General features: G+C 37.4%; 16 protein-coding genes and 1 pseudogene. 12 read left to right on the forward strand and 5 right to left on the reverse strand.

Annotated elements, in window-relative coordinates; all coding sequences use genetic code 11:
* The first annotated feature begins 29 nt into the window (after positions 1-29).
* The gene (locus tag M1D73_RS05565) at positions 30-1043 is read left to right on the forward strand and encodes a LacI family DNA-binding transcriptional regulator (protein WP_000103715.1); all 1014 of its coding nucleotides are present in this window, start codon (positions 30-32) and stop codon (positions 1041-1043) included.
* A gap of 39 nt (positions 1044-1082) precedes the next feature.
* Here the strand turns inward: M1D73_RS05565 and yhfH are convergent, their stop codons facing one another.
* Complete coding sequence (gene yhfH / locus M1D73_RS05570; protein ID WP_000567010.1) at positions 1083-1211, reverse strand: protein YhfH; 129 nt, start codon at positions 1209-1211, stop codon at positions 1083-1085.
* 180 nt (positions 1212-1391) lie between these two features.
* Between yhfH and M1D73_RS05575 the strand changes: the two genes are divergently transcribed.
* From M1D73_RS05575 to M1D73_RS05615, 9 genes are all read left to right on the forward strand, one after another.
* Entirely contained in the window at positions 1392-2126 is a 735-nt protein-coding gene (locus M1D73_RS05575; RefSeq protein WP_000784675.1) for an MBL fold metallo-hydrolase, read from the forward strand.
* A 9-nt stretch (positions 2127-2135) separates the two neighbouring features.
* Entirely contained in the window at positions 2136-3125 is a 990-nt protein-coding gene (gene lplA, locus M1D73_RS05580; protein WP_121868116.1) for a lipoate--protein ligase, read from the forward strand.
* Between the two features lie 260 nt (positions 3126-3385).
* Complete coding sequence (locus M1D73_RS05585) at positions 3386-3814, forward strand: hypothetical protein (protein ID WP_000832611.1); 429 nt, start codon at positions 3386-3388, stop codon at positions 3812-3814.
* Between the two features lie 161 nt (positions 3815-3975).
* On the forward strand, positions 3976-5508 hold the full coding sequence (locus tag M1D73_RS05590; RefSeq protein WP_001055178.1) for a fatty acid--CoA ligase family protein: 1533 nt from the start codon (positions 3976-3978) through the stop codon (positions 5506-5508).
* A gap of 167 nt (positions 5509-5675) precedes the next feature.
* Positions 5676-5852, forward strand: coding sequence for a hypothetical protein (locus M1D73_RS05595; RefSeq protein WP_033689289.1), 177 nt, complete (start codon positions 5676-5678; stop codon positions 5850-5852).
* Positions 5853-6026: 174 nt separating this feature from the next.
* A complete protein-coding gene (locus M1D73_RS05600) occupies positions 6027-7082 on the forward strand; it encodes a sulfate ABC transporter substrate-binding protein (RefSeq protein WP_000758697.1) in 1056 nt (351 codons plus the stop codon).
* Positions 7083-7116: 34 nt separating this feature from the next.
* A complete protein-coding gene (gene cysT, locus M1D73_RS05605) occupies positions 7117-7944 on the forward strand; it encodes a sulfate ABC transporter permease subunit CysT (RefSeq protein ID WP_001227879.1) in 828 nt (275 codons plus the stop codon).
* A gap of 11 nt (positions 7945-7955) precedes the next feature.
* Positions 7956-8813: a sulfate ABC transporter permease subunit CysW gene (cysW, locus tag M1D73_RS05610; protein ID WP_048656903.1), complete on the forward strand. Its 858-nt coding sequence runs from the start codon at positions 7956-7958 to the stop codon at positions 8811-8813.
* A gap of 13 nt (positions 8814-8826) precedes the next feature.
* Entirely contained in the window at positions 8827-9900 is a 1074-nt protein-coding gene (locus tag M1D73_RS05615) for a sulfate/molybdate ABC transporter ATP-binding protein (RefSeq protein ID WP_000027099.1), read from the forward strand.
* Positions 9901-9941: 41 nt separating this feature from the next.
* Here the strand turns inward: M1D73_RS05615 and cytK2 are convergent, their stop codons facing one another.
* Together cytK2 and M1D73_RS05625 are read right to left on the reverse strand one after the other, a co-directional pair.
* Positions 9942-10952, reverse strand: coding sequence for a beta-channel forming cytolysin CytK2 (gene cytK2, locus M1D73_RS05620; RefSeq protein ID WP_000830618.1), 1011 nt, complete (start codon positions 10950-10952; stop codon positions 9942-9944).
* Between the two features lie 143 nt (positions 10953-11095).
* Positions 11096-11209: pseudogene (locus M1D73_RS05625) on the reverse strand (TetR family transcriptional regulator); the annotation flags it as partial.
* Between the two features lie 34 nt (positions 11210-11243).
* Here M1D73_RS05625 and M1D73_RS05630 point away from each other — a divergent pair.
* On the forward strand, positions 11244-12350 hold the full coding sequence (locus M1D73_RS05630) for a metallophosphoesterase (RefSeq protein WP_000793735.1): 1107 nt from the start codon (positions 11244-11246) through the stop codon (positions 12348-12350).
* Between the two features lie 134 nt (positions 12351-12484).
* Positions 12485-13462: an HD domain-containing protein gene (locus M1D73_RS05635; protein ID WP_000587075.1), complete on the forward strand. Its 978-nt coding sequence runs from the start codon at positions 12485-12487 to the stop codon at positions 13460-13462.
* Between the two features lie 43 nt (positions 13463-13505).
* Here the strand turns inward: M1D73_RS05635 and M1D73_RS05640 are convergent, their stop codons facing one another.
* Together M1D73_RS05640 and M1D73_RS05645 are read right to left on the reverse strand one after the other, a co-directional pair.
* The gene (locus M1D73_RS05640) at positions 13506-14630 is read right to left on the reverse strand and encodes an anti-sigma factor (RefSeq protein WP_121868118.1); all 1125 of its coding nucleotides are present in this window, start codon (positions 14628-14630) and stop codon (positions 13506-13508) included.
* Between the two features lie 5 nt (positions 14631-14635).
* The gene (locus tag M1D73_RS05645; protein ID WP_121868119.1) at positions 14636-15121 is read right to left on the reverse strand and encodes an RNA polymerase sigma factor; all 486 of its coding nucleotides are present in this window, start codon (positions 15119-15121) and stop codon (positions 14636-14638) included.
* Between the last annotated feature and the right edge of the window lie 120 nt (positions 15122-15241).

The following is a 15241-nucleotide window of genomic DNA, read 5'->3' on the forward strand; positions in this document are numbered from 1 at the left end:
AACGTTTTCATGCAAAGGGGGAGAATTTCGTGTCGACTATAGAGGACGTGGCGAAATTAGCGGGGTTATCAAGGACAACGGTTTCTAGGGTGATTAATAATCATCCATATGTTTCAGATGAGAAGAAAAAAAGGGTTCAATTAGCAATGAAGCATTTAGGCTTCGTTCCTAATTCTGCGGCGAGAAGGCTTCGTAAACAAAAAACGGAAACAATTGCGGTGCTCGTTCCAAGGATTACAAATCCTTTCTTCAGTAGATTTATCGAAGCAATCGAGATTGCTGCTTCTGAACATAAATATAAACTGATTATTTGTCAAACAAGGTATTTACCGGAAAAAGAGATGGAGTATTTACAATTATTATCTACGAAACAAGTAGATGGGATTATTCTATGTTCACTAGAAAATCCGTGGGAAGATGTAGAGCCATACTTACAGCACGGTCCAATCGTGTTGTGTAATGAATATATTGAGGAAGCAAATATTCCAACAGTGAAATTTGATCATGCGCAAGGAGCATACATAGCTGCGAAGCATGTTTTAGATCAAGGATATCGTAATCTTATTTTTTGCCGTGGTAACGAAACCAAAGTCGTTAGCCAGCAGCGAAAAATGGGCTTTTTACGTGCAATAACTGAGAAGAGCCGCCAAGTAGAAGCGATTGACTTTCTTGAAAACGCTTTCTCTTGGGAAGATGGAAAACGAATATTCCATGAAGTATTAAAGGACAAAAAAAATCCTACCGCGATTTTGGCAGGAGGCGATGAGGTAGCAGCTGGAATTATCTCAGAGGCGAAACGCCATAACTGGAGCATTCCAGATGATCTCGCTGTTATCGGTTTTGATAATCAAATATTATCGCAGATTACAGAACCAGGTATTACGACAATTGAACAGCCAATTGATGAAATGGCCCGAAAAGTTGTCGACCTAATGATGGATAAAATTCATACGAAAAATTATCGAAAAAAAGAATTGTATGAGTTTGAACTGGAGCTCTTGGTGAAAGGTTCAACGATGAAGGATAAGATGTTATTAGCCTAGTAGACTATGTCTGCTAGGTTTTTTTCTGTTCACAAACTACTATTCTTCGTGAACGCAATCATCACATTTGTTATGGTATGCTTCGTGCTGCTCATCAATTTCTTTCCCGCAGTGCGCACAAGTTTTCGTCGGTAAATTTCTGAAAAACTCCATTGGTTGATCGATCATGTCAATCCCTCCATTTCCATTTCTTACTATCATTGTATTAGTACAAAAAATAAAAGTCAATAACTGTTTTATAACAAAATTGAAAATTAATGAAAAAGTTTAGGAAATGGATTATAGTTAACAATGTAGGATGTAAGCAAAACATGCATTTCTACTCGGTTTTAGAAAGGATGGATACATATGAAAATGACTGTTGTCGGCTTTTGGGGCGGCTTTCCAGAAGCGGGAGAAGCAACGTCGGGGTATTTGTTTGAACACGATGGTTTTCGTTTACTTGTAGACTGTGGTAGTGGTGTACTAGCACAGCTTCAAAAATATATAACACCGTCTGATATAGATGCAGTTGTACTGTCGCACTATCATCACGATCATGTTGCAGACATTGGGGTATTGCAATATGCGAGACTAATTACGAGTGCGACAACAAGGCAACTACCAGAACTACCAATATACGGTCATACATTTGATGAGAATGGATTCCATTCTTTAACGCATGAACCGCATACGAAAGGAATCCCGTACAATCCAGAAGAAACACTTCAAATTGGACCGTTCTCGATTTCATTCTTAAAAACTGTTCATCCTGTTACATGCTTTGCGATGCGCATTACAGCAGGTAGTGATATCGTAGTATACAGCGCTGATTCCAGTTATATTCCTGAGTTTATTCCATTCACGAAAGATGCTGATCTTTTCATTTGTGAGTGTAATATGTATGCACATCAAGAGGCTGCAAAAGCAGGGCATATGAATAGTACAGAAGTAGCAAGTATTGCAAAAGATGCGAATGTAAAAGAACTTTTATTAACGCACTTACCGCATACAGGCAACCCATCTGATTTAGTAACAGAAGCAAAACAAATTTTCAGTGGCCATATTACGCTAGCGCATAGTGGCTACGTATGGAACTCATGAGGTGATACGATGTTATTTATTGATAATAAAGGAATTACAGACCCTAGAATAAACTTAGCGATTGAAGAATATTGTGTGAAGAATTTAGATATTAACGAAACATATTTACTGTTTTACATTAATGAGCCTTCGATTATCATTGGTAAAAACCAAAACACAGTAGAAGAAATTAATGCAGATTACGTAAAAGAAAAAGGTATTCATGTCGTTCGTCGTCTATCAGGCGGAGGCGCAGTATATCATGATTTAGGAAACTTAAACTTCAGTTTTATTACGAAAGATGATGGAGACAGTTTCAGCAACTTCAAAAAATTTACAGAGCCTGTAACGAAAGCGCTTGGCAAATTAGGTGTAAATGCAGAACTAAGTGGTCGTAACGACATTTTAGCTGAAGGCAGAAAAATTTCAGGTAACGCGCAGTTCTCAACGAAAGGTCGTATGTTCAGTCACGGTACGTTATTATTTGACTCTGAAATCGATCACGTCGTATCAGCGTTAAAAGTAAAAATGGATAAAATTCAATCAAAAGGTATTAAATCAATCCGTAGCCGCGTTGCGAACATTACAGAGTTCCTAAACGAAGAAATGACGACAGAAGAGTTTAGACAACTTCTTCTAGAAACAATTTTCGAAGGAGAAACAGAAATTCCAACGTATGAATTAACAGAAGAGGATTGGAAAGAGATCCATAAACTTTCTGAAGAGCGCTACCGCAATTGGGACTGGAACTACGGAAAATCTCCGAAGTTCAACTTACAACATTCACACCGCTTCCCAGTTGGACAAGTTGACGTTCGTCTTGAAGTGAAAAAAGGAACTGTAACAGAATGCAAAATTTACGGTGACTTCTTCGGTTCACTAGATGTGCATGATATTGAAGAGCGTCTAACAGGCGTACAATTTGATAAAGATGCATTCACTGCAGCTTTAGAAGGCGTAGATATTAAACGCTACTTCGGTAATATTACAACAGAAGATTTCTTACATTTATTCTTCTAAAAATGAGGGAGGCTTCCATAACGGGCAGCCTCTTTCTTTTTGCGTAGATTGTCAGGTTTTGTCGGTAAGTCGATATATTTGAAAAATCGCCGATATAAACCGAGTTGCGCTGATATATTTGGAAAATCGCCGATATAAATTGAGTTGCGCTGATATAACTGAAAAATCGCTCATATAATTTCATTTACCACAAAACATAAAATCACAGGACATTTGCCCCTCGTAAAGGAATATATATATTCAAAAGGAGGCGAATCGAAATGAAAAGAGTAATGTACGTTATATTATTGCTCAGCTTCGTCATCGGAATGACAGCGTGTAACAGTGGATTGCCCTCAAGTCGTACAATTTTGTCTATCGGAAAACCGGCTGAGGATAATGTTATATATTTTACGCATACAGATAACAAACGAAAGATACATGATATACAAGACATGTTTCAAAATAAGAAGTGGAAAAGAAATGAAACATTCAGCACTGTTAATAAAAAGCCAGATGTCGTCTTATCAATAGATGAAAACAACAAAGGGTTACCGACGTTATATGTTACGGTGTATTTTCATGAAGATGGAGCGGACGCTCTTAACTTGCACGGCGAGCATACGACGTTAAATAAAGAGGAACTTAATAAACTTAGAGAAAAGATGAATGCATATTATCCTAAAATGATTTCTGGTCTAGTTTCATAAATTACTTGTAAATAAAATCCCCTTATTTTTCCAAAGTAAACTAAGAGAAGGTGAGCTGTCTATATGCAGTTAATAGAATATCACTTGCTACTTTAATTTTCTTTTAATATAATTAATTTAGAATTTTTAAATATTCTAAATTTTATAAAGGTGGGGTTTTTGTGAATCTCGTTCAATCTTTGGCTGAAACGGCAAAAAAGAAGGGGGATAAACCGGCTTATATATTTATGGATCAGTCGGTCTCATATGACCAATTAAACAAAATGGTCACAAGGTTTTCTAGCAATTTAGCAGAAATGGGCATTGGAAAAGGGGACAATGTCGCATTAGTTGTTGGGAACTCACCACATTTTTTGGTCGGTTTATACGGAACAATGAAAGCCGGAGCAACTGTTATTCCAGTTAATCCAATTTATACAGCAGACGAAATGCATTATATTTTACAAAATGGAGATGTAAAAACAATCATCGTACTCGACGTCCTTCTACCTGTTATACAATCTCTTACAACAAGACTTCCTTCATTAGAAAACATCATCATATGCGAAACCTCATCAGATTTTAACCATACAGAAACCGAAAAAATGAAAACGTTTACTAGTTTTGTGGGGACTGGAGATACAACTTACGAAGGTCCTGAACTAGATGAAGAAGATGTAGCGGTTATCCTATACACTTCGGGCACAACTGGAAAACCGAAAGGCGCTATGTTAACACATAAAAATTTATATAGTAATGCGAGCGATGTGGCTTCGTATTTACAATATACGGCTGATGACCGTGTTGTTGCGGCACTGCCTATGTTCCATGTATTCTGTTTAACAGTTGCGGTAAATGCACCGATTGTGAACGGGGCAACGATTTTAATGTTACCGAAATTTAGTCCGAAAGAAGTATTCCGTATTTGTCGCACGTACGAACCAACGATCTTTGCTGGCGTACCGACGATGTACAATTATTTATATTTATTTGAAGAAGCAAGCGCAGAAGATGTGAAGACGCTTCGTCTTTGTATTTCCGGTGGCGCATCGATGCCTGTTGCTCTTCTACAAAACTTTGAAAAACGTTTTAACGTTATTGTTTCAGAAGGATACGGTTTATCAGAAGCCTCACCAGTTACTTGTTTCAATCCGCTAGATCGTCCTCGTAAACCAGGGTCGATTGGCACAAATATTTGGCATGTAGAAAATAAAATTGTAAATGAACTTGGGGAAGAAGTACCTGTCGGCGCAGTCGGTGAATTAATCGTTCGCGGACCTAACGTTATGAAAGGATACTATAATGCACCAGAAGATACAGCTGCGACATTGAAAGACGGCTGGCTATATACAGGTGACTTGGCGAAAATGGATGAAGAAGGTTACTTCTATATCGTTGATCGTAAAAAAGATATCGTCTTAGTTGGCGGTTATAACGTATACCCTCGTGAAGTAGAAGAAGTATTATATACGCACGAATCAGTAGCGGAAGTTGTTGTAATCGGTGTTCCTGATGAAAACTTAGGAGAAGCAGTGCGAGCTTACGTCGTTCTGAAACAAACGAACGTAACAGAAGAAGAACTAATGCATTACTGTACGTTACATTTAGCGAAATATAAAGTGCCGAAAAGCATTGAGTTTTTAATAGAATTACCGAAGAATACGACTGGTAAGTTGTTAAGAAGAGCATTGAGAGAGAAAGCGATGCAAGTGTAAAAATGAGGCAACCATCTTTGAAGGTGGTTGCCTCATTTTTTTGTGCATTGATTAAGCTGTGGTGCCATATATTTAAAGCTTCATATGACCAACAAGGAGGAGATATACATAGAACAGAAGGGATTAACGCTTACGGCGAGTGCAATATCTTATTTGTGAAATTATGGATGAAATCTGAAAATGATAAGAACGGTAATTTTAATCAAAATGGAGTAGTGGACTGTGAATCAATGGCTACGGTGTTAGTAAATACATATAAATTAGAATGGAATGAAAATAGTAAGTTACCAAAAGAATTTGCTGATTTGAAAAATCATTGGGCTCGAAGTATGCCAATATTTTAGTTTAGCAAGAAAATTCAAATTCCAAGTTGACACATATGAATTACAGAATTAAAATGAAAAGAAATCGAATACAATACATTAGAAGCTAATCAGATAAACTGAAGGCGCACAATGTTCACATTTGTGAATATATTGTGTGCCTTTTTCTATTGTATAAACTAAGGGGGCTTAACGATGAAAAAGTGGGGTAAGACAGCGTTTATGAAAAGTACAGGTGTTTTATTATCAGCAGTTGTACTTTTATCAGGGTGTGGTTCGGCAACATCCACTAGTAATTCTGAAGGAAGTGGAGATAAAAAAACAGTTGAGCTTTTAAATGTTTCTTATGATCCAACGAGGGAGTTATATCAAGATTTCAATAAAGATTTTGCGAAGTATTGGAAAGAGAAGCATGGGCAAACAGTAAATGTAAAACAATCACACGGGGGATCTGGAAGTCAAGCGCGCTCTGTTATTGATGGCTTAGAAGCAGACGTTGTTACACTAGCACTTGCTTATGATATTGATGCCATTAGCAAGAAAAAACAATTAGCAGAAGATTGGCAGAAGCGACTTGCGAATAATTCCACTCCATACACGTCAACAATTGTATTTCTTGTTCGAAAAGGAAACCCGAAAGGAATTAAAGACTGGGATGATTTAACGAAAAAAGGTGTGTCTGTCATTACACCAAACCCAAAAACATCAGGCGGAGCACGTTGGAACTATTTAGCGGCGTGGGGATACGCATTGAAAAAATATAATCATAGTGAAGATAAGGCGAAAGAGTTTGTTAGCCAAATTTATAAAAACGTAGAAGTATTAGATTCAGGAGCGCGCGGAGCAACGACAACATTTGTTGAAAAAGGAATTGGTGACGTATTAATCGCATGGGAAAATGAAGCGTTATTATCCCAAAAAGAGCTTGGAAAAGATAAATTTGAAATTGTAACCCCTTCTATTAGTGTACTTGCAGAACCACCAGTAGCGGTTGTAGATAAAGTCGTTGATAAAAAAGGAACGAAAAAAGTAGCAGAAGGGTATCTTGAATATTTGTACTCAGAAAAAGGACAGGAAATTGCGGCGAAAAACTTTTATCGTCCGCGTAATGAAAAAGTAGCAGAAAAATATGCATCTCAATTTCCGAAAGTTCAATTATTTACAGTAGATGAACTATTTGGTGGCTGGAAAAAAGCACAAGAAAAACACTTTAATGACGGCGGCGTATTCGATAAAATTTATCAAAAATAATGCGTACTGCTAAAGGGGGATGAGGTGAAAGAGGATGAGGAAGAAGCGTGTTTTACCAGGGTTTGGATTATCGCTTGGATTTACAATGTTGTACATGAGCTTATTCGTACTTATACCACTTTCTATCGTATTTATTCAAACTTCACAGTTAGGTTGGAAGAAGTTCGCTGGGGTTATAACGAACGAGCGTGTGTTGCATTCCTATCAAGTTAGTTTTACAACTTCATTTGCAGCTGCTATTGTAAATGCCATTTTCGGTTTATTAATAGCTTGGGTGCTCGTACGCTACAAGTTTCCAGGGAAACGACTATTAGATGGACTCATTGATTTACCGTTTGCACTTCCGACAGCTGTAGCTGGTATTACACTTACAACGCTTTATGCGGAAAATGGATGGATTGGGAAAATATTTAGTCTGTTTCATATAAAAGTAGCTTTTACACCACTCGGAATTATCGTTGCGCTTACTTTTATCGGTTTACCATTTGTCGTTCGAATGGTGCAACCAGTGCTGCAAAATATTGATAAAGAAGTAGAAGAGGCGGCTTCGAGTTTAGGTGCATCCCGCTTGCAAATATTTGTGAAAATCATTTTACCAGAGATCTTTCCCGCTCTTCTTGCCGGTTTTTCACTCGCATTTGCAAGAGCATTAGGAGAATACGGATCTGTCGTTTTCATCGCAGGTAATATGCCGATGAAAACAGAAATTGCACCACTGATGATTATGACGAAACTAGAACAATATGATTACGCGGGGGCAACAGCTGTAGCGACCGTGATGCTTATTATTTCTCTCCTTTTCCTTCTTCTTATTAATATGATTCAAAGCTGGAGTAGAAGGCATGAACTAAAAAGTGAATAGGGGGAGAGAAAATGGAACCAACAGTATTAGAAAAGAAAATAGTAAAAAGCGTATCAGCTAAAAAAGAATCTAAGCTTGTACCAGGCATATTAATTACGATTACAGTTTTATTTTTATCTCTCTTTCTATTACTGCCACTCATAACTATTTTTCTAAAAGCCTTTGAAAGAGGGATGGATGTATACTTTGCCGCTATCACTGATCAAGAAGCATTTTCAGCAATTAGGTTAACGCTTCTCGTTGCGTTAATCGTTGTACCGCTGAATACGGTATTCGGAATCGCAGCGGCATGGCTTATTACAAAGTTTCAGTTTAAAGGAAAACAAGTATTACTCTCTCTTATTGAACTGCCGTTTGCTGTGTCACCAGTTATCGCAGGATTAGTATTCGTTTTACTTTTCACACCGAGGGGTGCTCTTGGCGAATGGTTACTTGAACATGGAGTGAAACTCATTTTCTCTGTACCAGGCATTATTATTGCAACAATCTTTGTAACCTTCCCGTTCGTTGCACGTGAATTAATTCCGATTATGCAGGCGCAAGGGAAAAGTGAAGAAGAGGCAGCGTTATCACTTGGCGCAAGTAGCTGGAAAATGTTTTGGCGCGTTACGCTTCCAAATATCAAATGGGGTCTTTTATACGGCATGATTCTATGTAATGCTCGTGCTATCGGTGAGTTTGGAGCCGTTTCTGTCGTATCAGGTCACGTGCGTGGCATTACGAACACGATGCCGCTCCATATTGAAATTTTGTACAATGAATATCAATTTTCAGCAGCATTTGCAGTAGCGACGTTAATGTCATTAATTGCAGTGTTTACACTCGTTATAAAAAACTGGATTGAATGGCGAATGGAAAAACGACAATAAGAGGGGGATTACGGTGAGTATTCAAATTCAAGGTGTATCAAAGCAATATGGTACATTTCAAGCACTAACAGACATTCATTTGGATATTCCAAAAGGTGAACTTGTTGCCTTATTAGGCCCGTCAGGTTCTGGGAAAACGACGTTATTACGCATTATTGCAGGATTAGAAGAAGCGGATGGAGGCTCTGTTTCATTTGATGGAGAAGATTTAACAGACATTCACGTGAAAAACAGGCAAGTCGGTTTCGTCTTTCAGCACTATGCGCTCTTTAAACATATGAATGTATTTGAGAATGTCGCTTTCGGTTTAAAAGTAAGAAAGAAAAGCTTAAGACCGTCAGCAGAAGCGATAGAAGAAAAAGTAATAGAATTATTAAAGCTCGTAAAAATGGACGGCTTTGCTAAACGTTATCCAGCGCAATTATCTGGTGGACAACGTCAACGTATTGCACTAGCCCGGGCACTTGCAGTCGAACCGAAAATTTTATTACTCGATGAACCGTTCGGTGCACTTGATGCAAAAGTGAGAAAAGAATTACGGAGATGGCTCCGGAAATTACATGACGAATTTCAAATTACGAGCGTATTCGTAACGCATGATCAGGAGGAAGCATTAGACGTTGCAGACCGCATCGTTGTAATGAATGAAGGCTGCATTGAACAAATGGGAACACCGGAAGAAGTATATGAAAACCCAGCAAGTCCGTTTGTATATGACTTTTTAGGAAATGTAAATTTATTTCACGGCCGCGTTCATAAAGGAAAGCTAAATGTAGGGTTGGTCGAACTAGAAGCACCAGAGCATAAGCACGTTTCCAACGTAGACGGAATAGCCTACGTAAGGCCGCATGACTTATCAATCTCTCGTACGAAACAAAGCGTAGATGCAATCCCGGCCAAAGTATCATACTCTCACGCAGTTGGACCTGTCGTATATGTAGAATTAAAACGAGATGGAACAGATGAGTACTTAGAAGCAGAAATAAGTAAAGAACAGTTCAAGCATCTCAGCATTCAAGCGGGTGATTTCGTATACGTACAGCCGAAAGAAGTGAAAGTGTTTATTCCGGAGGATTTTGTGATTTAAATAAAAACCGAACCGTCATCTAAGTGGCGGTTCGGTTTTCTTTATTTTTTCTCTACCAATTTTTTATTCTTCCAATCTAGTGTGAACAATTTATTAAATGTTTTTTGATCAACGTCTTTTACGTTGTTTCCAACCCAGTTTGCAGTTCCGAATGTGAAGCCTGGACGAAGTTGGTAATCATCGGCGTGTTTTGTATAAGCGACTTGTAAGTTAGATTGATCTGTATTTTTTTCAGAGATAACAACAGCAATCATACCAGGAGAGAAACCGCTATTTGTTAATGCTGGAAGTTGATCCATCGGTATTAAATTACCTTTTGCATCAGATTCATATAGGTATGTGCGAGAGTACATGAAAAGTTGGTTTCCATATAAAGAATGATAGGAGTCACGTGTGTAAATACCCCAGTTTTGATTGTTATATCCGTTAAAGAATACGTTCCACTTTACGTTTTTGTTTGTTTGGTCAATTAAATTTGTTTTATAACTAGTTTGTTTATAGCTTACAGAGTCAGACCAAGTGACTTGACCAGTTGCACCAGCTTCACCGCTAGGGCCATTAGGCGTTACAGAAGCTTTAACAGAGCCACCAAGTTGATAAGATACGCTAGATGTTACAGTCGTTTCTTCTACAGCATTTGTAGGTGCTACGTTAAAGAAACGAGCGCTGTTATCTTGAAGGTTAAATGCAACATCATATTGTGAAGGATAACGTAATGTTGCACTAGCGCCAGGGATTAGGTAGTTATCAATAGGTGCATCACTTATAGTAGGATTTGCTTTTAGAAAACTACCAGTTGTATTAATAACGGCAATCTGTTTATCAGCGCTTGGGTCATCGATAAAAGTTACCTTTAAAGACATTGTCATATTATCAGTTTGATCATTATTAAATGTATTATAGCTCGTATGTGTTTTTGCATTTTGCCCGATATCTGTTACAACTTGTGACGTCGTTTGAGCGTAAGCAGCAGGTGTTGAAAGAGTTAAAGCGCTACTAGCAAAAACAGCGGATAATGCTAAACATTTTAAATATGTTTTAGAACGTTTCATACAATCACTTCCTTTTATCTTTGTCGATATATGTCGTATTACATTTATATCGTAACATGAAAATAAAACGGAATGGATGGTTATGCATAATTGCATAGATGAGTTTTGAAGGATAAAGATAATAGAATTTCATCCAACACTTAAGACTCGAAAATGTCCATTACAGCCGTTCTTAAAAATTTTAAGACAATATGTTTATCAATGTTCTTATTCTGAAGATTGAAGCGCTTAATATTTACGTTATAAGTGCATAACAAGTTATAATAAAAGAAATCAATAAGGAGGCTGGCTGTGAAGAATCTTCGTTATCTCAATATATTTACCATATTAATTATATACACACTACTTATGTTTTACATCGGCTGGAACGGATGGGTTTGGCTTCATGCGGTATTTGGCTGGGAATCTTGGGGATATTATGCTTTCATAGTCGCATTTATTTCATATGCGTACATTCTCGTGCAAGTGTTTAAGTTTTTGCCATTTCTACGAACGATCGGTTCAATTTGGTTCGCGGTCATACAATACGCGCTTATGTTGTTGCCATTAGCTAATATTATGGTCTTTCTTTTACAGTTTTCAGTAGAGAAAGAAGCGGCAATTATTTGGACAGGGGCGGCTGTGATAGCTGCATTTATCTTTATCTTTGCGTATGGAGTATTTAATGCGTATAGCCCGGTAGTAAGAAAGTACGAGGTGCACATACCGAAAAAGGTAGAGGGGCGTAAAAGTTTACGCATTGCGATGGCTTCTGATATGCATTTCGGTAAACTGTCTGGCGTTTCGCATTTAAAAAGACTTGTTCGTCATGTAAATGAGATGGAGCCCGATATTATTTTGCTACCAGGTGATATTATCGATGATCATCCAGGTGTGTTCATTCAAAAGAATATGGGACCAATCATGAAACAAATGAAAGCACCATTAGGCGTATATGGCGTATTAGGAAACCATGAATACTACGGTAGAGCGGTTCCAGAGTTTTTACAAGAGATGGATAAGATTGATATTCGTATTCTTTTAGATGAAGTAATTACAATTGAAGATGACTTTTATCTCGTTGGAAGAAGAGATAAAACAGAGCGAGATCGTCAAAGCTTTGAACAATTAATGAGTACGGTAGATAAATCGATGCCTGTTATCGCAATGGATCACCAGCCATTTGAGTTGAAACAAGCAGCAGCGGCAGGTGTAGATTTATTATTATCCGGTCATACGCACCGCGGACAAATGGCGCCCAATCATATTGTAACGAGAAGAATGTACGAGCTAGACTGGGGATACGCACAAAAAGGTGCGTTCCACGCAATTGTTTCTTCTGGATTTGGATTTTGGGGACCCCCGCTTAGACTTGGTAGTAGGTCGGAGATTGTGCAGGTAGAAGTTACGTTTGAATAGGGGTTATGAAATAGAGAGTTGATGGCTCTCTATTTTTTTTAATAAAAACAAATAAAAATAAATATTTATGTTGGTGCTAATTTCATAAAAGAGATACGATTATAAGACTCGATTAAAATAAAGGGGGATTGTAAGTGATCATATCAGATGTACTATACGGAGAATTTGAAGTGGATCAAGTAGTAGAAGAATTAATTTCAAGTAAGTCTATGCAAAGACTAAAGGGAATTCATCAAAATGGCGCAAGTTACTTAGTGAACGAGAAATGGAATGTAACGCGCTTTGATCATTCAGTTGGTGTTATGTTATTAGTTAAAAAACTAGGTGGTTCAGTAGAAGAACAGATCGCTAGTTTACTGCATGACGTATCGCATACTGCCTTTTCCCACGTGATTGATTACGTTTTTGATAATGAAGATGAAAGTTATCATGAAGAGATATTTAGTTCTGTTGTGAAAAACTCAGAAATTCCAGCGATCCTTGCGAAGCATGGTTATAACTATGAAGATATTTTATTAGATGATTCGAAGTGGACATTACTGGAAAGGTCAGCGCCCGAATTATGTGCAGATCGAGTGGATTATACGTTACGAGATATGTATACATACGGATATATTTCTTTAGAAGAGGTTCATAGATTTTTAGAGGATATTATCGCAGTAGAGGGGAAAATGGTCCTTCAAAGTATCGAAATGGCAGAGTGGTTTACAGAAACGTATTACAAAGAAGTAATCGATTTCTTTATGAAACCAATGAATATTTACGGAAATGATATGTTAGTGAAAACGTTAAAGTTAGCTCTTCATAAAAAGGTTATTCATGCAGATGATTTCCTTCTTGAAGATGCTGAGCTTATTTCGAAATTGCAGCAATGTAATGATTCAGAAGTCCATGCTTTATTAAGAAAAGTTCATCCCAATGTAAAAGTAAAAGAAGATAGAGACGATTACGATTTGTATCAGAAAAATAAAGTCCGTCTTATTGATCCTCCGTTACTTCGTGAAGGTGAAGTTATTCCAGCATCTGTTGTGTCAGAAAACATAAGACAGATGAGTGATATTGCTTATGAAAAAGCGGTGAGAGGGATGTATGTGAAAGTGATTTCGAATTAAAAAAGAAGTAGCGCATCGTTTTTAGAGCGCTACTTCTTTTTTATTAATGATCAAACCAATTCCAAATCTCAATATCTCCAAGAGTCGCATAACGTACGTGCGGGGAGTTTTGTAATTTTAATAACTCTTTCGACGGGCCAGTAATGACAATGCCGTATACTTTTACGCCATTCTCTTTTACATATTCATAACGTTTATCTAAGTTTAGTTCTTTCTCAGAAAGCGCTGCTATTTTGCTTACCGTTTTTTTATGGATAGAAAGGACGCGCATCATTTCGGTTACTTTGTCTTCTTGCGTTTTCTGCCCGTCAGTTTCATTAGCGAGGAATCTTACATGTTCTGGAAACCCTATAGCTTCTCCGCCATGTAGGATATAGTCATCTACATTTTTTCTTTCTTGTCCTGTATCTAAAGCATACCATAAAGGAGTTGGAGGGAGTTCTTGTGCCTCAAATGTGCTATATAAAAGCGGTTCTAATTCTTTTAAAGTGTAAGCTTTATCAAAAGAAATTGCTACTTCTGCAACGGTTCCATCATGTACTTTTGCAAGTGTATCCCATACTTTTTTTGATGAATCCTTTAAATAATCACCCTGCTCTGTTTTTGGATGAACAAAGAAGAGTTTTGGTTGATAGAACGGATTCATCCAAGTTCGCTTCGTAACATCTACAGATGATAAGAAGCTTTTTGTTTCTATTGTACCGAGGGGCATTTCTTTTTTACCGACGGTTCGTACTAAATCAAATTGGCTATTCGTACGGAAAAAAGCTTCTACACTTGTTCCGCCTCCCATAACGCGGCTATTTGGGATCGTTGCTTCAAGTGCAAGCGAAGGAACCTCTCTAATTTCTTCTAGCCTTTTATCATTATTAGCTTGAAAATAAAAGGCTGATAATACCCCGCCGATTATATAGATAACGATGCAAATTGATAATATAAAACCAAACGTTTGTAAACGATGTTTCCACTTAATTCTCCAAAAAGGAATTTTAAGATTTTTTGGAGGTAACTTTTTCTTAATTGGTTCTGTTTTTGTTAACAGCTCATCTAAGTAAGCTTCACACTCTTCACATGACTCAATATGACTTTCTAACAGTTCTTGTTCATCATGCGTGAGCGTTCCATTTTCATACTTCTTCCATAGTTTTTTAAATTCTGTACAACCCATCCGTATCACTCCTTTATGCTTTTCGTGTCTTTCCGTCCCCTGTGTAATTCAATTTTCACTTTCGCTAATGAGAGACCAGTCATTTCTGCTATTTCCTTATAGGAGAATCCATAGTAATCTCGTAGTAGTAGGACATTTCGTCTTTCGAGCGGAAGAGCGTATAAACGGTCTAACCAACTAGCAATCTCATGTTTTACGAAATATCCATGTTCTGTACTTGGCACGTTTGGTAAATGGAATTCTTCCACTGTAGTTGTTTTATACTTTTTTTCTTTTCGATACCAATCGATAAAGGCATTGTAGGCAATTGTAAATAACCAAGGCCTAATTTCTTCTCCTTTATAATAGTCAATATGGACGAGCATTCGGTAAAATGTTTCTTGCATGAGATCTTCCGCATAGTGGGAATCTCCGGTTAGGGAGAGAAGATAGCGAAATAAATCTTGCATATGCTCTGAGTAAATTTCTTCTAATGATTGTTTACGTTTCACTACATTTCCCTCCCTTCATACATAACAACGAAATACATATAAAAAAGTTACAATTTTTTATGGAATTATAGTAAAAAACGTCAAGAATTGGATTGCGTTCTCTTTTATCATAATACATAT

It is taken from the genome of Bacillus sp. PK3-067, assembly GCF_056738645.1.